A 25,171-nucleotide genomic window follows, 5' to 3' on the forward strand; every position below is an offset into this window, starting at 1 on the left:
CTTGACCACAACCCTGCAACTCTCTTTATCCAGATAGGCATAGATTCATGCGTCATATTCTGCGTTTTTTCACTGTTAAAAATATAGGCCCACACAATTCCAGGCTTTGTGTTATCTTTCAAATAGCCGCTTAGAAATACATCATTTTTTACTTGAAAGAATGAATTTTCAGAGATGTTATTTGTTCTTAAAGTAATTTTTGAGCTATTTCCAAATGCAGGATAGTCTGTAAAGCTAAAAACTTTGATAGTAAATGTTCCATTGTTTGTCTGGTCAGAAGAGATTTCTTTTGTAATCATTTTTCCTCCGGCTTTATCAACAAGATCAGATGCAAATTGTGTTTGCAGATAGTTTATTATTTTATGATCAGGGTCAGCAAAAGAATAATCAATATTCCCTTCAGGTTGTAGGTTACATGCCTCCTGTTGCCATATTGATGAACCCTTTATGGCATTAATCATGAGTTGACCATGAAGCAGTTCATGGTATAGTATGACCAAATTTTCAATATTGTGCAATCGCGGATCTGTTTGGGTATCATTTGATATTACCTTTGGATTAATTCGAAGTTCGTTATTGCAATCTAGAGAAATCTTTCCATCTTGAGTGGTTTGAGAGCAATGCCACGTGTAGGAGCCTCCCGTAACTAGATCTTGATGAACTGTATTTTCATCAAACTTTGCCAAACTAGTTTTTACATTTGTTATAACTTGATTATTGGTATCATGTAAGTTACAAGAAAAAGTGATTATCATCTGTTTTTGAAACGTTTCAATCACATCAGATACATCTTGTTTTGGTGCATTTACTGTCTCAAATTGGACAAGTAACTGATCAAAGATGGTTTTTTCTTCGCTTGTTGGAGGTTCGTATAATGCATATGCAGGAACAATATTTACAATCAATACTAGACTAAAAAGCAGGACATACTTCAACAAGAAAGAAGGTCGTAGTTATATAATTAAGAGTTAGGCACAGATTGTATCTGATTCTTTAGTTCATCCCATGCAGGTTTTGGGTTTTTGTTGATATCAAATAGACCTGTACCACATAGATATGCTGCAGTATTATTCAAGACCACATTGTTGCCAAATATTGAATTACTCTCTTGGTTTAGTGAGTTGTAACAGGTATCAACAGGTCTATCATATTGTCGGTACCAAGTTAGAAACTCAAAATCAGATTGATTCTTTTTGTAAAAGTCATAGACTGTTTTTACAAACTTTTGTTGGTCTTCCTTTGTTCCATTAAGAGACGGGTCAGTACTCCAACCAATCTCCATTAATGCTATTTTCTTGCCTTGTGCAAAATCAATCATCTTTTGCAAATTAGCACTAGCCTTATCGGTACTAGTACTTTGATAATATAACAAGTCTACAGGTGCATAAGAATATGCAACAAAATCACCTTGGTTTAGTTTTCCTACAATATCACCTTGGCTGTGATTTATGATGTCATTTAGTGAAAACCAGTTTCCAAATTTGACATTTGGATGCTTTACTTTTAATTTTTCATATACGCCATTGAAGAAATCCACGTATTGTGGAATTTCATTAGGATTATCTCTAAAGTAATTGTCTACACTACCGCCAATTATCACATAATCTACTATGTAATACCTTGAGAGTATGGCATCAAGAGTAGTTACTGTTTGATCCTGAAGTTTTTGATCAAGATGTGGTTTTCCCATCCAAGTAGGAAATGGACCTAGAATTTGGTTGTTGACTACAGAAAAGTAAAGTGTGACATTGAGGCCCTGTTCACGATTTAACCCCATTAGAATATCAGAGTAGCTCCAATTGTAGGCTCCTTGTTTTGGTTCCATGAGAGGCCAAGAGAGATAGACATTGCTCCTTCCAATTCCTGTTGATGCTGCTTGAGCATATGCATTTTTGATCTCTTGAAGTGTTGGTGTTTGAGTAGGAGGCATGATAACAAGACCGAGTTTTGGATTATGTGAAGAATTTATTGGTCCAACTGAAATTGGTCCAGGTCCAGTTTGTAATTGTGGAATTACAAAGAAAATTATTGCAATTGTTATTGCAATTCCTGCTCCAATGGCAACACCAATGAGCTTCTTATTCAACAATACCCTCAAGAATTGGAGATACTAAAAGAGTTTTGATTTAGGAAAAAAATCCTAACCAGATGTACAGCCGCTATATCCGCATTCTATGCACACACTGCATCCCTCTGCAAATACCAAGTTGTTTTTGCATGTAGGACACAATCTTTCTTCCATTTGTTCTGGAGTAAGTGCTGGTGCCGGAGTAGATTGCAGATTATCTGGAATTTTTATTTGAAGTGCTCTTTCTATCTCAGTTTTCAGATATGCGTTTGTGACATTCTTTGAGATATAGTCCGTGACATAACCACTTGGGCTTACTTGGAAGTTCTTTTGAACATTGTTTCCAGTCATATGCAATACTTGTTCATGTCTTGAGCCATCACGGAATACAGTGATTCCTTTTAGACCAAGATCATGTGCAAGCAGATATGCAGCTTTTACATCATCAGATGATACGTCATTTGGCATATTGATTGTCTTTGCAATAGCATTACCTATCCAGCGCTGCCATACTCCTTGAGCCATCAAGTGATCTGCCCAGTGAATGTCCATTGCTGTGACAAATATCTTTTGCATCCATTCTGGAATTTCAGCGATTCCTTTTACTGAACCATAATTGTTTGCAATCTTTTCAAGAATTTGATCGGTGTATAACCCATGTTCTTTTAGTACTGCTTCAAAGATTTTGTTAGTGTAGAAGAATCTACCTACTGTAACTCTCTTTTCAAAGACTAGAGCAAACATTGGCTCCATTCCGTTTGAACAGTCAGATATCATTGACAGTGTACCAGTCGGAGCAACCGTTGTTGTCAGAACGTTTCTGATACCATGCTTCTGAATCTTGGCAATTAGAGCATCCCAGTCATATGTACGGGCACTCTTTGGTTTCTCATAATATCCAGCAACAGGAATTTTACCTTCTGGATATTCTGTTTTTGAGCATAGTGGGAATGATCCTCGTGTCTTTGCAAGTGCAACACTTTCTTCCATGGAATAGTATGTCAATGCTTCAGCAAGCTTCTCTTGGAACTCATATCCTTCTTGTGAGTTGTATGGAATTCGTAATTTGAACAAGAGATCTGCAACTCCCATTACTCCAAGTCCAATTCTTCTAGAATCTTTTGATGCCTTGTCAATTTCTGGAATTGGATATGTATTAACATCTATTACGTTGTCAAGGAATCTTGTTGTCTTTCGTATGGTTTCTTCATATCGTTGCCAGTCAAATTCGTATTGACCATCTGCTTTTCTCTTGACATAATTAGATAGATTGATCGATCCAAGATTGCAGGATTCGTATGGATAGAGACTTTGTTCTCCACATGGATTTGTTGCTCGTATTGGGTGACCTCTTGCTTTTGCAAAAACATTGTATTTGTTTATGATATCAAAGAAGATCAATCCTGGTTCACCACTCTTCCATGCAGAAAGTGCAATCAAGTCAATCAAGTGATGTGCATTTATTTCTCTCACAGGAGCTTTGTCTTTTGGATGTCTAAGAGTGAATTTTCCATCTGCTGAGTTAACTAGTGCTTCCCAAAAGTCTTCCCAAACTCCTACACTTACGTTAAAGTTCTCTAGAACACCTGGTTTTGTTTTTGCAGTGATGAATTTTTCAATATCTGGATGCCATGCCTCTATGATTCCCATATTTGCACCCCTTCGTTTACCGCCTTGTTTTACTACTTCAGTAACTGTGTTAATGATGTTCATAAAAGAGACAGGACCTGAGGCTACTCCAGATGTGGATGCCACCATATCTCCTTCTTGTCTCAAATCTGAATAGTTGATTCCAACTCCGCCTCCTGATTTGAATATCAATGCTGCGTCTGATGATGATTTCATGATCTTTTCCATATCATCTTCCATTGCAAGCACAAAGCATGCAGAAAGCTGGCCTAATCGTGCACCAGCATTCATCATAGTTGGTGAGTTAGGTAGAAAGTCTTGTGCAACCATAAGATCAGCACCTTCTTTGATTCGTTCAGTATATTGCTCAAACTTGTTTGCAGCTAACATAGTCAACAATTCTCTAAAGCTGACTTTCATCTGGCCATGTTTTGCCAAATCTATGTAGTGGTTTATCAGGGATCTAAAGTGATATTTGTTAAGATAGTATTTTCCTATCTTGAATTTATAATTAAAGTCATCAAGTTTGTCAAGGTACCGTGCTGCTTCCTCTGTATTTTGAGTATTTCCTCCTTCAAGTTGGAATACAGATGGATCTCTAATGATATCTGCAAGGCCTACCAAGATAGCAACTCTTTCAAACATTTCTCCTGGGCTTTCAGTTATCTGGCCTTTGTTATTTCTAAGCAGGTATCTAGATGCAAGAACTCTCAAGCAATTAAGATCAAATTTCTTTGCAACACTATCAAGTGACTTGGATTCAAGTACTTTCATCTTTTCTTCTCTGACTCTTCGTCGCTCGTGTCTGTATAGGATGTATGCCTTTGCGATCTCGCTAAGTCCCTCTTCAATCAGAGTAGACTCGACCATATCTTGAACATCTTCTACACTTGGTGCTTCAGAACCAGAAAATCCTCGATTCACGAGTTTTGCAAGAACATGATTAGCAAGTTTGTCTGCCAATCCATGATCTGATTGTCCGCAAGCAACAAGTGCTTTGTAGATTGCGTTTGAAATTTTATCTCTTTGGAAATCCGAGACTCGACCATCGCGCTTCTTTACTTGAATGATCGAATTTTCTATTTGTGAAAAATCTGTCAAATTACTCCCCTTACCCCTATCAAATGGCAGTTAATTAAACACTGCGGCAAAAAATAATTTTCAAAAGCTAAACTTTGGATCAATTTTGTTGACACCGTTACGATTTCCATGGTATTAGATCATCTTACAGTAAAATAAATTTTGATAAAATTTTGATATATAATCTGAAATTAATTCAAAAATTTTGTTCACTAAATTATTAGCCGTTCCTGTGTGAAGGCTATGCTAGTATGTAAGGAGACTTACATACAGAACACTTTTCAGCGATCTTTTCCTCCTTGAGACCACAGTTACTGCATATAGGTACTTTTTTGATAGGTCTGAAAGATCCCAATAGATCACCTGCCTTTTCTATTGCCTTCTTTATTCCTGAGGAATCCATTGCATCTGGGATCTTTAATTGGACCAAGAGGCCGCCGTTAAGTATTTTTGAGAAATAATTAGATTCTACGATCTTTTCGTTCTTAGGAGTCATCTCCGCCATCTCAGAGGCATCAAGAATAACCCCTTCTGAATACGATTCTCCCATTACGTGATTGTTAATTGACATTTTACCATATTTTTCACCATCAAGAGACGAGAAACGGCTTGCAGCATCACTCTCAGTCATGGTCACAATGACATTGTCGCCCATCTCTTTTCCTTTCTTTGTGGCTACCTCCATAGCGGTGTTTATCACTTTGGCAAGGATTTCGTGTCCTGCCTTGTTATTTTCATATCCAAGAATACCATAAACTGCCTCCTTGAGGCCTATCAGATTAACAACAAGTGTAACCGATCCCTTTTGCATGTATTGAGTATTGTTTGCAAGTATTGGGTTAAGACCACGTCTTGTTAGATCAGATATCTCCTTCTTTCTTAGAGACATGGCTGCTAGTGCAGGTTTCATCAACAGTGCAAGTCTTGCTCTGAAATAAGTTTCGTCTTTGTTAGATTCAAAGGCAAGTCTTGGCATATTGATCGATAAAGATTCTAGATTGATAGAAGTCGTTCCGACATTCTTTGTATCTCCTCGTGCTAATCCTTTGTTAGATACTAATCCTTTAGCAAACATAATGTGTCCACCCAAGGCAATTACATCTGCCAAAGTTTCTGAATAGTCGCTTATCTTGGCCTTTTCATAATCAATAATCAATCCTATCGAAGGAAGCGGTGTAGACTTTACATATTTCTTGTAGGCTTGAAGAACAGTTCCAACCATCTTTGGTTCTGTTCCTATAGAAATTCTAAATGAAGCAAGTGTTCCATTCTTTCCGTATTTGGGTCCTGTAGATATTTTTGCAAAACAACTTGCAAGTTTTTCTTCAATTTCAGGCAAATTCTTGGAATATTTTTGTAATACTGCAACCAATCCATCCATCACTATTTCTTGTGATGCTTCTTTTATCAGAAGACAAGTAAGTAAGGATAAGGAAGTGAATAGGTCATCTAATGAGCTTGGTGATGAAGTCCTCGTTACGCCTAGGAATTTTCCTCTCAAGTCAACTCCTTCTTCTATGAGTTCCTTAATGTTTACAAATATGGTATCTGGAAGAAGTGACCACAATCCAGCATTAGTAATGTGAAGATCTCCTGAGAGATGAGAATCAGCCACATCCTTAGGCAGAGTATTTAAAACGAGATATTCTCCAAAGACATTCTGTCCTGTTTTAAACAACAGGCCTTCAACTCCATTATGAATGCCATCTACATTAGTCAACATCTCATGAATGTCATAGCCAGGTAAGCCAAATCTTGCTAGTTTGTGCCTGTAATCTTCATGACCTTGTTCTAGGAGTACAGAGTTGACCATTTCGCGTATAAGAGAGGATGTAAGATATGATGTTTGGAATTTGTATATTCGATTCTCTACTTCCTCGGTAATTTTTTGAGCAAGCTCAAGTGGGAGACTACCCTCTCGAACCAACGATTGAATGATCTTGTGAGAATTGAATTCTTCTATGGATTCATGCGAAGTCCTAACGTACATCTTGCCACTTTCAATGATAGATCGCTCCTCAATCTGTCTTGCAAGACTTAGGACCAATTTTCCCAAATTGGTAATAGTATATCGCCTTTCAGATTTGTTCAGGGCTACAAGAGATTGTCTTAGTAATTTTCTCAAGTGATATGCAAACTTGCCACTTTCTTTTTTAGACTTAAAGCCGGCAAGTGATTTTAATTCAGAATAAGTGAGAGGTCCTTTGGAGTTTAGTATACGTAAAATATCAATTCTGTTTGGACTTGCCATAACAGAGAAGATCATTCTTACACGCTTTGATGCTGATTGTAATATTCCACCACGTTTTGGATCGCCAAAGTCCTCGCTAAGTTCCATGGAATTGTCTAGAGGGTATCGGTAATTAAGATTTTTGACTAAATTGATAGTAAGAAGAAGCTTTTTAGATCAGTTTTTCTGTACATCCACACTAAATTCGGATGGAGAAAGTGTATGTCCACAGGATGGACATTTGCTGTTATACGGCCTCATTACGTCTTTTATTGATTTTAACATACGCATATTTGCAATTTTAGCTCCGCATCTTCCGCAAACTACATCGACTGACATTACAAACTAATGTCATTGGAAATATTATAAAAGAGATTTTTCGAATTTTTTTAATCAGTTTCGTAAATTTGGTTTACTGTTTTTCGATTATGATTCCACGTTGATCATAACCTGTGATTTTTACTCTAGTTCCTAGAGGAAGATCGGCAGGAGATTTTATGCCTGCCATAAAACCAGAGATTCTCAATTCAGAATTATCTAATTTTATGACTACCCAAGCATACGGAACATACTCTTCGTATCCGTCTGGAGGCACAGTGATTATTGTATAAGTCACAACGGAGCCCTTACCATCAACTACGGTATTCTCAAATCCTTTGTTTCCGCAATTTTGACAAAAATATGTAGTCACAAGATGGTGATGACCACATTTTGTACATTTTCTAGTCAGAACCTTACCTAATTTGGCATTGTTAGCGAATTCTTCTTTTGTTAGCAATTTTATACACTTTTGAATATATGNGGAATCTTACCTAATTTGGCATTGTTGGAGAACTCTTCTTTTGTTAGCAATTTTATACACTTTTGAATATATGTACGGCACAGCTGGCGCCTGTTGCACCAAAGTTATGTGTTAATCCGATTTTAGCATCTTTGACTGTTCTATCACCTGCTTTTCCAGTTAATTGATCAAAAACTTCTGCAACTTGACCTATTCCAGTTGCACCAATTGGGTGACCTTTTGATTTGAGTCCTCCTGATGGGTTGATAGAAATATCACCATTAAGTTTAGTTCTTCCTTCTCTAACAGCTTCAACAGCTTTTCCTTTTTCGAAAAATCCCAAGTCTTCAGTGTCAACTAGCTCTGCAATTGTAAAGCAGTCATGAACTTCTGCAAAATCAACATCCTTGGGAGATATGCCGGCCATCTTGTATGCAGCTTGTGCTGCAATTCTTGTACTTGGTATAGTAGTTATGTGATCTCTTCCTTGCAGTGCAGCAGGTGATCCACCCCTGCCTGATCCAATTACTTCAACATAGTTTTTGGTATGTGCCTTTGCAAATTTTTCACTACATAATATAACAGCGCTTCCTCCATCTGAAAATGGACAGCAATCATACAACTTTAGTGGACTTGCAACTACTGCTGATTTCATTACATCATCTATTGTAATTTTTTTTCTTAGATGTGCTTTTGGATTAAGAAGTCCATTGTCATGATTCTTTACTGCAACGCTTGCAAGATCTTCCTCTGTTGCTTTGAATTCAGCAAGATATGCTCTTGCCATAGATGCAAACAATCCAGGAAATGAAGCCCCTGCTCCTCCCTCATAAAAGAAATCAGAACAATATGAGAAATATGTTGTAGTCCATTCAGTACCTGTATGAGTTACTTTTTCTACACCTGTTGCCAATACAACATCATAGAATCCTGCTGCAACATTTGCATATGCTTCTCTGAATGAAACTGAACCGCTTCCACATGCAGATTCAATTGAAAGTGATGGAACTTCTGGTATACCGAGATTACTCATTATGACCGGACCCAAGTGGACTTGCTTGTCTGCAATTCCAAACACGTTAGAAATGTATCCTGCCTGGATCTCTTTTGGTCCTATTCCTGCACTTTCTATGGCATCAACTGATGCTTGAAGTGCGATATCAGTAATGCTATCTTCTAATTTACCATATTTTGTACTACCAGCTCCAATAAGACAGACTTTTTCCACAAATCTCGCTGACCAGATTCCATATAAAAATTCTTCAGTAGTTTCTTTAATGCGATAAGCAAGATGGTATCATTGAAAGACCAAATTACTCTTGTTGTCAAGAAGCGACTGAATTCAAGAAATTCTGTCAAGATAACAAAGAAGAACATCGGCAAAATTCAGAGTGAGATAAAACAGTACTATGACAAGAATGGGTATCTTTCATGGTCAGAGAAGAAGCGAAAATATGTAATTCTAGGGACAAACGCTCCTGTTAATGGCCTTGTGGAATGTCCTGCTTGTCATGTAGGAAAACTTCTCATAATAAGATCTCGTCAAACAAAAAAACGATTCATAGGATGTTCAAATTATTACAACGGTTGCAGGGCATCATCTCCGCTGATTCAAAGAGGTATGATCTGTGCAACAAAGATTTCATGCGAGATTTGTTTGTGGCCAATTATTTTACAAAGATATTCTAGAAAACAAAAGTGGGCACGACAATGCTCTAACATACGATGCGCAAGCAGAACTAAATCTTGAGATTGGTGTAAACGTCAGTACGTCTATTTTGTAAGAGTGGAAGTTTTTGTCTTACTTGTTTTACTTCATCAAGAGAAATATCAACAACTCCAATTCCTTCTTTTTTCTTCATATCAAGAAGTATTTTCCCGTAAGGATCAACCACTAGACTTCTCCCGCAGTAAATGTTACCCACTTGATCTGGAGATATTACATAGCATCCATTCTCAATTGCTCTTGTTTTGTTTATAGTAATCCAGTGTTCTTCTTTCATTTTTCCCTTAACCCATGCAGATGGTACTACAAGAATTTCAGAACCAGATGAGGCAAGCATTCTTGACATCTCAGGAAATCTGAGATCATAGCAGATCATCATTCCCATTTTTCCCGCACTGGTTTTTACGGGTTTGACAATTGATGAGCCTGGATAAAGTTTTGAAGATTCCTTGAATCCAAGTGCATCATAGAGATGAATTTTTCTGTATGTAGTTATGACTTTGCCATTTTTTCCTATAAGAAAAGATGTGTCATATACCCTGTTTGGTTTTGGACTTTTTTCATACAACGTACCAATAACTTGTATTGAATTTTTTTTTGCTTCTTCAGATATTGATGAAACAAATTCTCCGTTTATTTTTTCTGCAGTGTTTACAAGATCTATAGCAGACTGGGAAGATGATGTGTAACACATCATAAATTCTGGAAAAGTGCAGAGTTTTGCATCTCTGCGTGCTGCCTGGGATATATATCGAAGAATTTTTTTTAAATTGTTTTTCTTGTCTGTTGCAGCTCGCATTTGGACTACGGCAATTTTTGTCACACGTTTTTTGAATTATTATAAAATAAAAATGTGTTTAGAGAGGATTTCCTGCCATATACCAATTTTCTTTTGGATTCTCTTCGAAAACCACGATTACATGACTTTCTTTTGTCTTGAGAATCTCTACTGCCGATTTTGTGATGGCTTTTGCATATTCCTCTTTCTGTTTTTCAGTTCTGCCCGGATACATTGAGATTGTTATGAGAGGCATGTATCACAGATGGGCATACAAGATTTATTCTTTGGTAATCATCAAACTTGAGTTTTTACTAGAATCACACCGAAGAGTTATTTTGTAGATTCAAGTTCCCCACTTGGTACCGCCACCTTTCCAGCCATACCGTGTACCATAAGTAAACTCTGAGCTGTGGGTTTTTTTGTAAACGTATCCGGCAAGCAATCCAATTAGAAACCCTCCAATGTGTGCAAAAAAGGCAACACCTGAACCACCTGACCCGATAAATGCTGGCAAGACATTTTGGAAGATAAACCAGAACGGCAGATACCACTTGGCTGAAATTCTAATCAGTCTGGTGAAAAATCCAAGAAACATTAGTGTGACAACTTTTGCGTTTGGAAATATGATGAGATAAGCACCAAGTACTCCAGAGATTGCACCAGAGGCTCCCAATGCTGGCAATTGACTTGAAGGATCTGACAAGATATGGAAAAAGTCAGCTACAACACCCCAAAAAAGATAGAGTGCTAGAAATTTGCCCCTTCCAAATTTGTATTCGATATTATCTCCAAATATCCAAAGAAATAACATGTTGCCTCCAATGTGCATTATACCTGCATGGAGAAACATGGAACTGAAAATAGAAGTAAATACACCATAGTTGTGATTTGCTAAACCATGTACAACATTACTTGGAATAGTACCATAACTCAACAACATATTTTCTGCTTGTCTGTTTGTAAACTCCCAGACTTGATGAGTTACCGCTATTTCCCAAAAAAAGACTAGAACATTAATTGCAATTAATGAATATGTAACATAGGGTCTGTATCCTACAGGTTTTGGGTTTTCATCTCTGAGAGGTAGCATGTAATAATGAATTCACTTTAATTTCTATAATAGCATTTTGTGAGTTATACAGAAAAGAAAATCAAAATTTAGAATTTTGGAATTCCTCTAGTCTTTGCAACAAACACTACCATGCTCATAACAGCAATTGCCAGAACTATTGATGCTACTGGACCGAATTCTGGTACAGTTGCGTTATCTGGTGTTATGCTAGATGAATTACCAGACTGCCCATCAGTTTGGGTCAATGCGTCGTTATCCATTACGGTAGAAGGTATGACAACATTTCCTCTGGCCATGCCAATTCTTGACGTATCAGGAACACCGTTGTTAAAGATTGATTTTACCTTGATAACAATGCCATAGATGCCATTACCTGGCAAGTTTATTGTTTGAGTACCTGCGCCATTTTGTGCAATGGCATCACTCTTTGACCACAATACGCTTTGATCTTTGTCAAGTATCTGTAGATCATAATCCACATCACCAGCTACCTGTTTTTCTGTAAATGAATCGTAGAAGCTGATATTCAGATTGTTTTGTGAATCTGCTTCCAAGTTTTTAGGATTCCATCCAAGCTTTACATGCCAGCCTCCAAAGTCGGTCAACAAAGAAGCTGATGATTGTACATTTGGTTTTTCAGGTGCTACTTTGAATTCAATACTTGAAGTTCCACTTGGAATAGTTTTTGCCATGTTTACCAAGTCAAGTTTGTTTAGGAACAGGTGGACTATCATGTAATCTCCAATTGTATATGGATCAACAATTATTCTGCTTCCAGTAAGAGCATATCCTTGTGCACTTGCAGCATATGTAGGAGTGTCTGAGAATGCTGTCAATGACTTTGGAACTCTCAACTCTTCATGTATGAATATAGGTCGGTCTTGGAATCTATTTACATTCCAATCAAATGGCATCTTCCAAGAAAATTGTTTTGTTGATTGATCAAAGTTAAAGTCTGATGTTTTGTCATAGTAGGAAATTAGTGTAGTATTGTATGGATTATTTTGATAAGTAACATCTTGCATAGATACATCTCCCACACTTAGATAGGAGTCAAATTTTGGCGGATTTGATGGATCAAGCAACGTATTAGCAAAGTCAAGAGCCAAAAGTTCCATATGAAGATGATATAGACCTCCTTCTGCGAGTATTGGGGAAAGTACAGTTACATCGTTTGTCTCTGATCCCCATCCGCCCAGTACGGGGTCGGGATTTCCATACACTGTACATATTCCTGATGGACAGTCACCAGGTTGGAATTTAATTGTAAGATATCCGGAATGAGTATAGAACAAATCATGCATCAAGATTTTGTCTCCCTTGGTAGCATTGATGAAAAATGAGACATTTTTTATTGTGGTATTGGTATTTGCGTCAAAGAATCTAAACTGTAGAGTTTTGTCTTCCGAACTATCAGATGTTATAATTGGAGGATTAAGTTTAATGAAAGCTGTAATAACTCTGTCACCAATTTTTGCCTGTACATTTTCTTGAGTAAAACCGTCACCGAATGCTTGTTGAGGAATAAATGGAACTACAGATAACAAAACAAACACGCCAAGGACTATAGGTAATATACTCTTGACATAAAGCTGCATTAATTGAAAAGTGATCTGTTAACCTATTTAATTCTTGAGCAACAACGTTACTTCACATAAAATTATTAACAAGACAAGATAAAATTATGAAATGAAAAGATGGTCAAAAATATCATCCATTTTTGCAATATCTATCACAATATTAGCAATATATCTGATATCAAGTTCAGAAATTTATCATTCAAGAGATACTGCATTTGCCCAGAGTTCATCATTAACGATAATTACACTATCAAGTGATAACAAATTAGTTGGCGGGGGCCAATTTGTAATCTCGCCAAATCCATTTACAGGTACAGGAAATTATACAATTACAGACAATTCTGCCGATGATACTGACAAAGAAAAAGATGGTGTAGTTACTTTGTCAGGAATAAAAAATGGAAATTACAGCATAATTCAGACAAGAATTACATCAGGATATAGTGTTGATCAGATGCAAAAAACAATTCAGGTGAACAACTCATCTGGTGTTGCTACTTTTACTGATCTACCAGTCAACAACGCTGTTGCATCTTTTGGATCAAAAAGTGTTACTTATACAACCAAGTTTGAATGTGGTTCCATATATGCTGGAGAAGGACCGCTAAGGCCTGGTCATTACGATACAGACATTAGTTTATTTAACAAACAAAAGTTCCCAACACAAGTTTTTTGGAATTCTGTGCTCAACAATGGCCCTAGTTCAAATGCTATTTTACTCAAGATGGATTCTGAGACATCAAAGAGCATAACGTGTCATGATATCAGAGCCATACTTGGAAATAACAATGAAAATTTCATAGAAGGATTTACCATCGTTAATGTTCCATTAGATTCAATGTTTAATGGTGGAATGACCATGACAAGTTCCTCAAGTGACATCAACGTATTAGATGTACAAGCATTTTACACTGCAAATGCATTGGATATGCTTCCTCATGAGGTAATTGTGGATAAGATCTCATTTTACATAATACAGGATGAAAGCGGAAAGATTCCAACCAACATGACGCGAAAGACTCTTGACATATCAATTCCATCAGGCCTAAATCAGATATCAGACACGGAAAAGAAAGTAAAAGATGCACTTGCAAAACAATACTCACTTTCTGATGATGACTTGGCAAAAATTGTGATCAGGATAAAAGATGTCTCAGTAGGAGTTGGAGTTTTGATTGACGATCATGCCATATCATTATCTACAGTCGAACCTCAACCAGGTTCTTAGAAAAATAATAAAAAGAAAAGTAGAGTTAAGTTTAGAATTTTGGAATTCCTCTAGTCTTTGCAACAAACACTACCATGCTCATTACAGCAATTGCCAGAACTATTGATGCTACTGGACCGAATTCTGGTACAGCAGTTGTATTAGCTGGTGTTGTAGTTGTTGTATTTGTACTTGGTGTGGTGCTAGCTGCTACAATTACTTGGCCTGCCATCCATGGATGTACAGTGCAAAAGAAATTGAATGTGCCTGCATTTGCAAAAGTGAATTTGAATTCTGCGCCTTTCTTGATGAGTCCACTATCAAATAGTGAACCGGCGTTGTCATCGGAGACTTTACCGCTTGTCACTGTGTGACTTACGGTGTCGCCGTTCTTCCATGTCACTTCTGTTCCAGGTGCAACAGTTATAGGATTTGGAGAGAAACAATTACTTGTAGTAACACATGCTGCATTTGCGCTAGATCCTGCGCCTGCTTGAATGTCTACTTCATTTGCTGTCTGTCCAAATGCTGGTGCTACACCTAAAATAGCAACTAGAGCCAAAAGACCAAATAGTGCGCCAATTGGTTTTGACTTCATTGTTTTGTGTAATGCTTCAGATCTTAAAAAGATGATCAAATTCTATAATCAAAATAAAATCATCAGTGACAATATGTACCAAAATCAGATTTGATTTTAGGATGAATTAAGGTACTATTGGCTTTGTCTTTCGAGTAAATTTGTTTCTGGCCCTTAGGGATTTTANCGATATAGTGATGCCTGAAATTACTGCTGAAACAGACAGGGAAATAGAAATTAGCATCGTANGATATAGAGCTACTATAAAAATCTCTCAGATAGTTCTCTAAAATATGCTCTCAGTATTGTTAACAGTATTTAGAAAATCAACTATAATCCACTTGTACTAGTGCTTCATAATAAAAAGAAAAGTAGAGTTAAGTTTAGAATTTTGGAATTCCTCTAGTTTTTGCAACAAACACTACCATGCTCATAACAGCAATTGCCAGAACTATTGATGCTACTGGACCGAATTCTGGTACAATATGTGTAAAGCTAAGTGTTTCACCTTTAACACCTGTCCAGGTGGCAGGATCTACTGTAGGCAATCCAATACCATTGAGTGTTATCTGTACATCTATCGGATCAGCAGATGAAAGATTTGTACTGCTGGTTTGTGTATCATCACCTGTATGAGTATGTCCAGCTGAATTTGATAGAACATTATTTCCATCTTGCGTTACAGAAATTGCATAGTTCTGATGATGTATTTTATTTCCACTAGCATCTGTAAATGATACATCTATTGACAGTGGTTGTCCATTGACTGGACCGCTAGTACTTATTGCTACAGCGGTACCATCAGAAGCTTTAGCAGTTAATGTTGTCATTCCGCTTGTATTATTTCCGCCAGCTGATGCTGCTCCTACAATTACTTGGCCTGCCATCCATGGATGTACAGTGCAAAAGAAATTGAATGTGCCTGCATTTGCAAAAGTGAATTTGAATTCTGCGCCTTTCTTGATGAGTCCACTATCAAATAGTGAACCGGCGTTGTCATCGGAGACTTTACCGCTTGTCACTGTGTGACTTACGGTGTCGCCGTTCTTCCATGTCACTTCTGTTCCAGGTGCAACAGTTATAGGATTTGGAGAGAAACAATTACTTGTAGTAACACATGCTGCATTTGCGCTAGATCCTGCGCCTGCTTGAATGTCTACTTCATTTGCTGTCTGTCCAAATGCTGGTGCTACACCTAAAATAGCAACTAGAGCCAAAAGACCAAATAGTGCGCCAATTGGTTTTGACTTCATTGCCGTAAGATCGTGTCCAATGTATAAAAATATGTTTTAGATTATTTCATGATGATTTTGTTCTGTGGAATGAGAGATTAACTAACTATAGACAAATTATGCTTGTCTAATGACTTTGTAGAAAACATGCCAAAATGTTTTGCTATCAATGTTCCAACAAACATTGCAACCATCAGCATGACTATAGTTCCAGAAGGAGCCAGATTGAAGTAATAGGATAGGGTGATGCCTGCAACTACTGCTGAAACAGACAGGGAAATAGAAATTAGCATCGTATTTTTGAATCCTTTACCCATCATTATGCTGGTTATGTTTGGCAATACTATTAGTGCAGATATGAGCAATATTCCAACTAGTCTCATTGTTGCAATTACGGTAACTGCTGCCAAGGCCACAAATAGATAGTTTAGCTTTTCAACAGGTATTCCATGAACTTTTGCTTGTTCTTCGTCAAACGTGAAATGTATCAATGGTTTTCTTATAGCAATTAGTGTTACAATAACACCACAACTTACTGCTACAATTAGTAATGCATCTTGCACACTTGTCAACAAGATACTTCCAAAAAGGAAACTGAAGAGATCAATAGTAAAACCATGGGATGCACTAATGAGCAATACTCCCATTGCAAAGCCTGATGACAACAATACTGCTATGGCAGCATCTCCAGATATTTTGGTGCTCTTTCTTAATTTTGTAATACCAAGAGCAGTAGAAACGGAAACAGCAAATGCAGTCCAGATGGGATAAATGTTAAGAAAGAATCCAAGTGCTATTCCACCAAATGCAACATGTGAGAGAGCATCTCCAAAAAGAGAATACCGTTTCAAGACCAAGAACAATCCTATCATAGAGCAAGTGATTGAGACCACTATACCAGTGAGAAGACCCCTTTGCATAAAACCATAAGACAAGATATCAGGAACCATCAAAATCACATATCATGTTTATGCATGTGCAGCTGCATAGCTGATTCAGAATATGTTTTAAGCATGTCCTTGTTTGCAAAAAATTCTTCCTTCTCTCCATGGAAAAATAATTCTCTATTCATACATGCTACTCTGGTTGCAAGATCTGAAATTGCAGTAAGATCATGAGAAGACCACACTATAGTGATCTTGTTTTCTTTGTTTATTTTCCTGAGCACTGAATAGAATTTGTTTTGTACATCCATGTCTACCCCAGTTACAGGTTCATCTAATATCATCAACAATGGTTCTTTGACAAGAGATTTTGCAATGAAAGCTCTCTGTTGCTCTCCTCCAGATAATTCACTAATTCTTCTGTCTTTGAATGATTCCAATCCTACAATTTTTAGTGATTCTTCTATTTTTTCATGGTCTTTACTAGATGTAGAAAATATCCTATTCCAGCAGCAGCCACAACTTTGTATCAATGCAGCACCTTTAACCAACTTCTTTTTGGGTAAAATTCCCATTGAAACCACATCATAGACAGTTGCAGGAAAATTAGGTTCAAAATTTACTTTTTGTGGTACATATCCTACCATTGAAAGCAATGTAGTATACGAATGTCCTTCATATCCAAATAACTTGATTTTTCCTTGATAATTTTGTAATCCAAGAATTGCTCGGAACAAGGTGGTTTTGCCTGCTCCATTTGGTCCAACAATTCCTAAGAGGTCTCCTTCTTGAACGCTAAAACTAATTTTATTTACTGCCAAAATACCATTATGGCTTACTGAGACATTATCAACATCTAACGCATTTACTGACATTCTAGAGCCATCCTCAAATTGTCTAAGTTTTCATGCCATTTATCTAAGTATGTCTTTCCTTCTTGCTGTTCAGTTTGATTTATTCCCTCAAGTGGGCTCAATACCATTACCTGTGCACCAACTTCACTTGCAAGCGTATTTGCAAGTCTTGGGTCCACCAAGTCTTCTGAAAATATAACTTTGACGTCCTTGTCCTTTGCAATCTGGATCACTTTTTGTATATCTTGTGGAGGTACATCTGCTTCTGGTGCAATTCCCGTAATCCAAACATCATGTACACCATANCCGTAATCCAGACATCGTGTACACCATACCTGTTTGAGAAATAATTAAAGGCATTATGAAACGATACAAATGTATCTTTTTTGCAGTGTGACAGTCCACTCTTTATGTCGTTGTCTAATGCAGATAACTTTGCAATGTATGCATTCGCGTTATCGTTATAATATTGTGCATTTGCAGGGTCAGCTTTTTGCATTGCATTTTTGATATTTGTAACTTCTTGTTCTGCATATATTGGATCATTCCNAAAGTATCTTTTTTACAGTGCGACAATCCAGTCTTTATGCTGTTGTCTAGTGCAGACAATTTTGCAATGTATGCATTTGCGTTATCTTCATAGTATTGAGCATTTGCAGGATCTGCTTTTTTCATTGCATTTTTAATATTTGTAACTTCTTGTTCTGCATATATTGGATCATTCCATACATGTGGGTCCATTCCACCCTGCGCCAAGATTTCCTTGTCATCTTCTGCAGCATCTGCTTTTAATAGAGTAATGCCATCAGAGGCCTTGACAAATGTCATGTTTGCAAATTCTCCAGATTCCATGAATTTTGAAAGATATGCTTCCATACCGGCTCCATTGTAAATGAAAAGTTTTGTTCCCTTTAGTTCCTCAATCTGTTGGATACTTGGCTCCCAAGAATGTGGCTCATTTCCAATTGGAAGAAAACTGTAAACTTCAGCTTTATTGCCACCAACATTTCTTGCAAATTCATACAATGGGAAAAAGGATGCAGCTACTTTGAGTTTCGNCCGGTGGAGAAACATTGGAACTTGATAAAACTATGGCTGCAATTATTGCCACTGCAACTGCCACACCTACAATTATTCCTGCCTTGAGTTTATTCAACACTAAAGCTATTTCATTGTTATTAATAAATTTACAAAATCTTAATAACTATTGCTGCTAAACTTATAAGATACTTAATAACAGTTGTATCCATGCCTATAGTCTCAATTTCTCTAAACGACGAGATTCTATCAGAATTGGACAGGATACAGAAAACTATGGGGTTTTCTGGCAGGTCTGAGATTATTCGCGCAGGTATAAGAAATTTAGTTGCTGAAGAAAAACAGCATGGAGCATTATCTGGACTAATCCATGCCATACTCATGATTGTCCATGATGAAGAATCAGAGCAAGTTGTAACAGGAATAAAACACAATCATGAAGATTTGATTGGTACTCATCTTCATAGTAAAGTAGATGGAAACAAGTGCATGGAACTTTTCTTGTTACACGGAGATGCTGAAAAGATCAGTATCATGACACGAGACTTTCAGACAAACAAGAAGATGGATAATGTAAAACTAGTTACGATGTAAAAATTATTTTTTATACGATTCCGTTTTCATTTAGAATCAATGCCAAAAGCGCTGCGCGTGTGTCTTTTCCATATTGGGCTTGTTTAAAGTATCTAGCTTGTTTTGCAGAATCAATTTCATGCGATATTTCATCAAGACGTGGTAGTGGATGCATTATGATTGCATCATCTTTTACTTTCTTTACTAGTTCTGAACCAATTTTATAACTACCTTTGACCTTGACATATTCTTCGATATCAGCAAATCTTTCTTTTTGTATTCTTGTTACATAGATGACATCTAGGTCATCCAAGTTTTCTTCCAAATCAGTAGTTTCAGTGTATTGTAATTTTTTTCTTATTTCATAGGTTGAATCAGCACGGATTTTAAGCGATGGAGGAGATATCAATTTTACATCGACACTATAATTACTTAGAGCATACAAGAGCGAGTAGACTGTTCTTCCATATTTTAGGTCACCGACAATTCCTATCTTAAGGCCATCAATTTTCTTTTTTTCTTTTCTAATTGTGTAAAGATCAAGTATTGCCTGTGTTGGGTGCTCTTCTGTACCACTTCCTGCATTAATCAGTGGTTTTTCTGATATTTCGGCTGCAAACCTGCTAGAACCATCAAGTTGGTGCCTGAGAATAGGACATCAGAGTACAAAGACATGATTTTGACAGTATCTGCAAGGCTTTCGCCCTTTTTTGCAGACGATGAGGAAGCATCAGCTATTCCAAGCGAGGTGCCGCCTATTGAGGCCATGGCAGCCTCAAAGCTTAGCCTGGTTCTAGTGCTAGGTTCAAAAAATAGATATCCAAGTGTCTTTCCTCGCACAATTTCCCTTCGTTCATTTTGGTTCATTCCAATTATTTTGTCGGTTGCTTGGAAAACAGTTTCAAACTTTTGTTTATCAAAATCTCTCACTGAGACAATATCTTTTTGGAAAAAAGAATTGCTCATTAGCAATTCACTATTATATATGAGTAGTATACAAACTATTCCAATGTCAGAGTCGGATCTTATCGTAAGAAGGATCAAGAATGGAACTGTTATTGATCACATAGAATCTGGAAAAGGTTTGAAAGTGTTAAGTGCATTGGGAATAGATGGTAGCGACGGAAATGTGATTACAATTGCACTCAATGTACCAAGCTCCAAGGTTGCAAAAAAAGACATTATAAAAGTTGAAAATAAATTTTTACAAGACAAGGATACAAACAAGCTTGCACTTATTGCTCCAAAGGCAACGGTAAACATAATCCAAGATTACAAGTTAGTTGAGAAGAGACGTGTTGCTTTGCCAAATCAGATTGAGAGAATTTTTAGATGTTCAAATCCAGACTGTATAACAAATAGTGATGAAGACATACAGCCAATCATGGATGTTGTTGACAAAACAGGACTTGTTCTAAGATGCAGATATTGCACAAGAACTTTGGATGTCAACGAACTAAAATATTATTAGAATTATTTCTTTTCTGCTTGTAATTCATACTGGTGATAGGTAAATTTCCTTGCGGTTCCAAATGGCTTGAATGCTCTTCCATTACCATGATAGAATTTTGAAAAGAATTCGACATAGACTAATCTGGCTCCCTGGATACCTGGCTCAAAGACACCAATTATGATATTGAATATGTGACCTATGAAGAGTATCATCGTTCCAAGAACAATGAAAGGAATTCCATGATGTAATGTTTTAAAAAAGATAAAGTCAATTACATCAGCCAAGATAACTGATGCCAAAAGAATTCCAATAAGTCTGGTGTATGATAATATGTGGCTAACAATAGAGGGTAACTCCATGATTGCCCTTGGGCCTTCTCCTACAAACATCAAGCCGATTCCACCTATCATCAAACCTATGTAGGCTGCTCCTGTCATGCTGTGTACTGGGTTGACATGCTGGTGATGCATTAATGCAAGACCAAAGAGTACTACACCCCAGCCAAAGAGCAACCAGCCCATTTTACCAATTGCATGTTTTTTGAGACCTTCACGTATACTGTTCAAGATACCAAGAATTAGACCAAATGTTACCATTCCAAGACCAATGTATCCAGCGATTAGCAATAGTTTTCGTAGACTAGTAATTGGACTGAATATTGTTCCGTCTGCAGGTAGATGTAAACCTAGATGAGTATTGAGAAAACCAAATAGATAGCCGTTAAGATGGAATCCAAAGTAGAGGTTAAACACAAATCCCAATCCTATTGCAATGATAGCACCAGGTGTCATTGCTTTTGCAAGTTTTACCATCTGTCGTCTCTTTAGTATATTCAATGCAAATTTGCTCAACATACTAGGCATGATGTTAATGTCTCTCTTTCCACCTTCAATTCTTCGAATGACCCATCTGCATACTAGAAGTATAAACAGCCCATATCCTGCATCTCCTACCATCATACCATAGAATATTGGAAAGAATATACCAAAGATTAGTGTGGGATCGAATTCTTTGCCTTCTGGTAAAGAATAGAATCTGATAAAGGCCTCAAACAGTTTGAATCTTTTTGGATTGTCAAATTGTGTGGGTGGATGCTCGTCAGTTTCAAGTTCAAATAACATAGTACCTTTGGTATTTTTCTCAAAGACGCTTCTTAGTTGACCAACTTTTGATTTTGGAATCCAGCCTTCAAGGGCAAAAGAGTCAGATGTGACTCCTAGGTTATCAACAACTTCAAGCTTTTTGTTTTCAATCTCGAGTTGTTCCTCAATGCATACTATATCGACATAATGAGATTTTGAGATTTCACCTAATTGTCTTTCTACTTCTTTTAGTTTGTTAGAGATATCAGCATGTTTTGCTTTGAGATTTTGTAATAGCTGGTCTGCCTTTCCATCTAGTTTTGGAACTGCCTCTAACTTTACGTCATATTCTTGAACTACGGTAGCAAGCGCATGTGGCGGAAAATTTGGAAATGTAACAAGGACTAGATTTGTGATATCTTTTCCTTCTTTTGGATAGACAAAGACGTCTTGGCTATTGACATCTAGTGCCTTTCTGAAGGCAGCATAGTTTTTGGAATCTACTCTACCAAAATAAGAGTGGGCCATTTTTAGTTGAAGAACATTAAAGTCCTCTGGGAAAAATGAAAATTCCTCAACTAGTTTAGTATTATTTTCAGTCTCTTTTAGCTGTGTTAGAAGATGCTCTTTTTCTTTTTCCAAAGTTGCAACCTTATCATCAACGTTAACGGACTTGGCAGCTTGAATTATTTGGTCTACGGAAGTGAATCGTTGGCACTGTGCAGCTGCAATTGGTGGAAGGACTGTTTTAAATGCCTTCATTCTCAAAAGCTGATCTGAGACTTGTCTGAATGTTTCATTATCACGTTCATTTCGTACAAGTGTAGCAACATCCTTTGATAATGATTCAAGCTGGACAACATGGAGATCGTGTAAAATAGAGACTACAGTCTGTCTTTCTTTTCGCAGCCCAAGCACTGCAATTCTTTGCATCGGTATTGGTTTTAGAACCAAAATCTATACCTCTTTTAGTAAAATATCGATTATTTCTTTTACTGTATGAGAATCAATTCTTGAAGTAACTGTCTTTGCCTTGTTTTTTGCATCCTCTATAATTTTTTCCGTTTCAGTATGTGCTTTTTTTCTTGCTTGATCTATAGATGATTCAACTAGTTTTTCGCCATCAGCCTTTGCCGATGTAATTGATTTTATTGCATAAGTTTCAAAATTTCGTAGCTCTTCTGCTACTTTTTTCTTTTGTTCATCAATTTCTTTTTGTGATTTGTCTTCTACTTCTTTTATTTGCTTGAGTGAGTGGACGTATTTTTCTGACGTAGACATTTTAAACTCCAAAAAAGTGCTTGCCTGCATACAGTGCCAAGGCTACGGTACCAAGAATATTTCCTAGCTTAAATGCTCTTACTATCATAAAGAATCTTCTCTGTTGTTGATTTGCAAAGTTAGGCAACTATTTCCTTCTCCTTTTGTTTTAAAGACTCTTGTTCCCTTTCTCCCATCTTTCTTTTTACTGTCTTTAGCATCATGAAGGTATCTCGCTCCATTTCATCGAGTCTGAATATGATGAATTTGATTGCAGCTTGCAATCTTGGGATGAAAACGTTTTCAATAGCGTTAGATTTTCTTTTTGTTTTTTCAATCTCAAGTAATAGTTTACGAAGTGTGGTTTCTTTTTCTGCTACATCAAGAACCATCTTGTGTACATTGTGAAATGCCTTGATTGCTTCATTAATAGACGGAGGAAGTTCTAGGAGATGTTCTGTGAGAGCCTGGCTATTTTTTCCACCCTCAATTTTTGGAATTCGAACACCCATAACGTTTTTTGGAGTAATTTCTAATTTGTTCAATTGTGGAATTTTCATTGCCTCATTTTCTAGTCTCATAGCACCTGCAAGCATTTCGGACATTCGAATTGCCTGATATCCTTTTACTAGTTCTGCTTGAAGACCGCTTCTAAGTGCAGCCACAGTCTTGCTTGCATTGAAAAATTCAAGAATTAATGCTTGTCTTTTTAGCTTTAGTAATTTTAGACCTTTTTTTGCAACAATGATTCTTCGCTTTGTACGGATGTATTCAAGACGGGTTGGTCTAATGTTAATTACTGACGGCAATTTTATGCACCTGCACCAGATTTCTTTCTGTACTTTTCGATGAATTCTGGCTTGATACGATTAAGTTCAGAGTCTGATAGTTCGCTTAGTAATTCCCAACCAATATCCAAAGTTTGTTCAATTGAACGGTTCTCATCCATTCCTTGGTTTACAAACTTTCTTTCAAAGTCGTTAGCTACTTTCATGAATTTTCTGTCAAGGTCACTGAGTGCCTCTTCACCTACAATTGCTGCCAATGATCTTGCATCTTTACCCTGCGCATAAGACGAATAGAGTTGGTCTGCAAGGCTTCTGTGATCTTCTCTTGTGCTTCCCTTTCCGATACCTTGGTTCATCAAACGTGAAAGACTTGTCAAGACATCTACTGGAGGATGTATGTCTCCTCTGTGCAAGTCTCTGCTCATGACAATTTGTCCTTCTGTGATATAACCAGTAAGATCTGGAATTGGGTGAGTGATATCGTCTGCAGGCATGGTAAGAATTGGAATTTGTGTTACAGATCCATTTCTTCCCTTGATCTTTCCTGCTCTTTCATACAATGATGACAAGTCAGTATACATGTAACCAGGATAACCTCTTCTTCCTGGAACCTCTTCTCTTGCAGCAGAAATTTCTCTTAATGCTTCACAATAGTTAGTCATATCAGTCATGATTACAAGAACATGCATGTCTCTTTCATAAGCAAGATATTCTGCAGTAGTCAATGCAAGTCTTGGTGTAAGTAAACGCTCCATGGATGGATCAGATGAAAGGTTCAGAAATAGTGCGGTTCTTCCAAGTGCACCACTTTCTTCAAATTGTTTTACGAAAAAGTTTGCTTCTTCACTTGTAATTCCCATTGCTGCAAATACTACTGAAAAGTTTTCGGAACCACCAAGAACTTTTGCCTGTCTTGCAATCTGTGCTGCAAGCAAGTTGTGTGGAAGACCTGCGCCTGAAAATATTGGAAGTTTTTGACCTCTAACTAGAGTATTCATTCCATCAATGTTAGACATACCAGTCTGGATGAATTCAGATGGCTCTTCTCTTGAATATGGGTTAATACCAGAACCAACCAAGTCAACTTTGGTTTTAGAAACAATCTTTGGACCATTGTCTCGTGGATTTCCAAGTCCGTCAAAGACACGACCTAACATTTCATCAGAAACTGCAAGTTGAGCAGTTTCGCCCAAGAATTTTACGGATGTATCACCAATGTTGAGGCCTAGTGTTGCACCGAAAACCTGTACAATTGCAAGACCTTGTCTTGTATCAA

At 37.1% G+C, this 25,171-nt stretch carries 24 protein-coding genes and 3 pseudogenes; 4 read left to right on the forward strand and 23 right to left on the reverse strand.

Features of this window, described 5'->3' with window-relative positions; translation table 11 throughout:
- From DYY66_RS01865 to DYY66_RS01890, 6 genes are all read right to left on the reverse strand, one after another.
- Positions 1-935: hypothetical protein (locus DYY66_RS01865; RefSeq protein ID WP_166285705.1), on the reverse strand; the 935-nt coding region annotated here is incomplete at its 3' end.
- 26 nt (positions 936-961) lie between these two features.
- On the reverse strand, positions 962-2,086 hold the full coding sequence (locus DYY66_RS01870; protein WP_166285707.1) for a beta-galactosidase: 1,125 nt from the start codon (positions 2,084-2,086) through the stop codon (positions 962-964).
- A gap of 54 nt (positions 2,087-2,140) precedes the next feature.
- Positions 2,141-4,798 (reverse strand): adenosylcobalamin-dependent ribonucleoside-diphosphate reductase, encoded by a 2,658-nt coding sequence (locus DYY66_RS01875; RefSeq protein WP_166285709.1) that lies wholly within the window; start codon positions 4,796-4,798, stop codon positions 2,141-2,143.
- 220 nt (positions 4,799-5,018) lie between these two features.
- Positions 5,019-7,115, reverse strand: a complete 2,097-nt coding sequence (gene nrdD, locus DYY66_RS01880) for an anaerobic ribonucleoside-triphosphate reductase (protein WP_166285711.1) — start codon at positions 7,113-7,115, stop codon at positions 5,019-5,021.
- A gap of 304 nt (positions 7,116-7,419) precedes the next feature.
- Positions 7,420-7,785: a Zn-ribbon domain-containing OB-fold protein gene (locus DYY66_RS01885; protein WP_166285713.1), complete on the reverse strand. Its 366-nt coding sequence runs from the start codon at positions 7,783-7,785 to the stop codon at positions 7,420-7,422.
- 76 nt (positions 7,786-7,861) lie between these two features.
- The gene (locus DYY66_RS01890) at positions 7,862-9,016 is read right to left on the reverse strand and encodes a thiolase domain-containing protein (RefSeq protein WP_166285715.1); all 1,155 of its coding nucleotides are present in this window, start codon (positions 9,014-9,016) and stop codon (positions 7,862-7,864) included.
- 63 nt (positions 9,017-9,079) lie between these two features.
- Here DYY66_RS01890 and DYY66_RS01895 point away from each other — a divergent pair, with 63 nt between their 5' ends.
- Positions 9,080-9,538: a DNA topoisomerase gene (locus tag DYY66_RS01895; protein ID WP_166285717.1), complete on the forward strand. Its 459-nt coding sequence runs from the start codon at positions 9,080-9,082 to the stop codon at positions 9,536-9,538.
- Here DYY66_RS01895 and DYY66_RS01900 read toward each other — a convergent pair.
- From DYY66_RS01900 to DYY66_RS01915, 4 genes are all read right to left on the reverse strand, one after another.
- Positions 9,528-10,337: a carbon-nitrogen hydrolase family protein gene (locus tag DYY66_RS01900; protein ID WP_166285719.1), complete on the reverse strand. Its 810-nt coding sequence runs from the start codon at positions 10,335-10,337 to the stop codon at positions 9,528-9,530. The two genes, DYY66_RS01895 and DYY66_RS01900, sit on opposite strands and share 11 nt — an antisense overlap.
- 34 nt (positions 10,338-10,371) lie before the next feature.
- Entirely contained in the window at positions 10,372-10,548 is a 177-nt protein-coding gene (locus DYY66_RS01905; protein WP_166285721.1) for a 4-oxalocrotonate tautomerase family protein, read from the reverse strand.
- Between the two features lie 90 nt (positions 10,549-10,638).
- The gene (locus DYY66_RS01910) at positions 10,639-11,385 is read right to left on the reverse strand and encodes a rhomboid family intramembrane serine protease (protein WP_166285723.1); all 747 of its coding nucleotides are present in this window, start codon (positions 11,383-11,385) and stop codon (positions 10,639-10,641) included.
- Positions 11,386-11,453: 68 nt separating this feature from the next.
- On the reverse strand, positions 11,454-12,965 hold the full coding sequence (locus DYY66_RS01915) for a hypothetical protein (protein ID WP_166285725.1): 1,512 nt from the start codon (positions 12,963-12,965) through the stop codon (positions 11,454-11,456).
- A 91-nt stretch (positions 12,966-13,056) separates the two neighbouring features.
- Here DYY66_RS01915 and DYY66_RS01920 point away from each other — a divergent pair, with 91 nt between their 5' ends.
- Entirely contained in the window at positions 13,057-14,175 is a 1,119-nt protein-coding gene (locus DYY66_RS01920; RefSeq protein WP_218583565.1) for a SpaA isopeptide-forming pilin-related protein, read from the forward strand.
- A gap of 31 nt (positions 14,176-14,206) precedes the next feature.
- Here the strand turns inward: DYY66_RS01920 and DYY66_RS01925 are convergent, their stop codons facing one another.
- The 7 genes and pseudogenes from DYY66_RS01925 to DYY66_RS15700 all read right to left on the reverse strand — a co-directional run.
- The gene (locus tag DYY66_RS01925) at positions 14,207-14,752 is read right to left on the reverse strand and encodes a plastocyanin/azurin family copper-binding protein (protein ID WP_166285727.1); all 546 of its coding nucleotides are present in this window, start codon (positions 14,750-14,752) and stop codon (positions 14,207-14,209) included.
- Between the two features lie 362 nt (positions 14,753-15,114).
- Positions 15,115-15,984 (reverse strand): plastocyanin/azurin family copper-binding protein, encoded by an 870-nt coding sequence (locus DYY66_RS01930; protein WP_166285729.1) that lies wholly within the window; start codon positions 15,982-15,984, stop codon positions 15,115-15,117.
- Between the two features lie 77 nt (positions 15,985-16,061).
- Positions 16,062-16,898 (reverse strand): metal ABC transporter permease, encoded by an 837-nt coding sequence (locus DYY66_RS01935; protein ID WP_309223954.1) that lies wholly within the window; start codon positions 16,896-16,898, stop codon positions 16,062-16,064.
- A gap of 20 nt (positions 16,899-16,918) precedes the next feature.
- The gene (locus DYY66_RS01940; protein WP_166285731.1) at positions 16,919-17,722 is read right to left on the reverse strand and encodes a metal ABC transporter ATP-binding protein; all 804 of its coding nucleotides are present in this window, start codon (positions 17,720-17,722) and stop codon (positions 16,919-16,921) included.
- On the reverse strand, positions 17,713-18,006 hold a 294-nt coding region (locus DYY66_RS01945), incomplete at its 5' end, for a metal ABC transporter solute-binding protein, Zn/Mn family (protein ID WP_218583566.1). The genes DYY66_RS01945 and DYY66_RS01940, both read right to left, overlap by 10 nt.
- A 1-nt stretch (position 18,007) precedes the next feature.
- A pseudogene (locus DYY66_RS15695) lies at positions 18,008-18,200 on the reverse strand (metal ABC transporter substrate-binding protein); the annotation flags it as partial.
- Positions 18,201-18,251: 51 nt separating this feature from the next.
- Positions 18,252-18,759: pseudogene (locus DYY66_RS15700) on the reverse strand (metal ABC transporter substrate-binding protein); the annotation flags it as partial.
- Positions 18,760-18,949: 190 nt separating this feature from the next.
- Here DYY66_RS15700 and DYY66_RS01955 point away from each other — a divergent pair.
- Positions 18,950-19,333 carry a CopG family ribbon-helix-helix protein gene (locus tag DYY66_RS01955; RefSeq protein WP_166285735.1) on the forward strand — a complete coding sequence of 128 codons (384 nt, stop codon included), beginning with the start codon at positions 18,950-18,952 and terminating at the stop codon, positions 19,331-19,333.
- Positions 19,334-19,343: 10 nt separating this feature from the next.
- On the opposite strand, the pseudogene pyrB reads toward DYY66_RS01955, so the two are convergent.
- Positions 19,344-20,278: pseudogene (pyrB, locus tag DYY66_RS01960) on the reverse strand (aspartate carbamoyltransferase).
- A 43-nt stretch (positions 20,279-20,321) separates the two neighbouring features.
- Between pyrB and pyrI the strand changes: the two are divergent.
- Positions 20,322-20,783 (forward strand): aspartate carbamoyltransferase regulatory subunit, encoded by a 462-nt coding sequence (gene pyrI, locus DYY66_RS01965; protein WP_166285737.1) that lies wholly within the window; start codon positions 20,322-20,324, stop codon positions 20,781-20,783.
- 2 nt (positions 20,784-20,785) lie between these two features.
- Here pyrI and DYY66_RS01970 read toward each other — a convergent pair whose 3' ends face one another.
- From DYY66_RS01970 to DYY66_RS01985, 5 genes are all read right to left on the reverse strand, one after another.
- The gene (locus DYY66_RS01970; protein WP_255495986.1) at positions 20,786-22,801 is read right to left on the reverse strand and encodes a V-type ATP synthase subunit I; all 2,016 of its coding nucleotides are present in this window, start codon (positions 22,799-22,801) and stop codon (positions 20,786-20,788) included.
- Positions 22,802-22,804: 3 nt separating this feature from the next.
- A complete protein-coding gene (locus DYY66_RS01975; protein WP_166285739.1) occupies positions 22,805-23,128 on the reverse strand; it encodes a hypothetical protein in 324 nt (107 codons plus the stop codon).
- A gap of 1 nt (position 23,129) precedes the next feature.
- Positions 23,130-23,255 (reverse strand): hypothetical protein, encoded by a 126-nt coding sequence (locus DYY66_RS13755; RefSeq protein WP_255495987.1) that lies wholly within the window; start codon positions 23,253-23,255, stop codon positions 23,130-23,132.
- Complete coding sequence (locus DYY66_RS01980) at positions 23,248-23,916, reverse strand: V-type ATP synthase subunit D (RefSeq protein WP_166285741.1); 669 nt, start codon at positions 23,914-23,916, stop codon at positions 23,248-23,250. The genes DYY66_RS13755 and DYY66_RS01980 overlap by 8 nt, the downstream gene beginning before the upstream one ends.
- 2 nt (positions 23,917-23,918) lie before the next feature.
- The coding region (locus tag DYY66_RS01985; RefSeq protein ID WP_255495988.1) for a V-type ATP synthase subunit B at positions 23,919-25,171 on the reverse strand (1,253 nt) is incomplete at its 5' end.

The organism is Candidatus Nitrosotalea sp. FS, assembly GCF_011319475.1.
Classification (GTDB): Archaea; Thermoproteota; Nitrososphaeria; order Nitrososphaerales; family Nitrosopumilaceae; genus Nitrosotalea.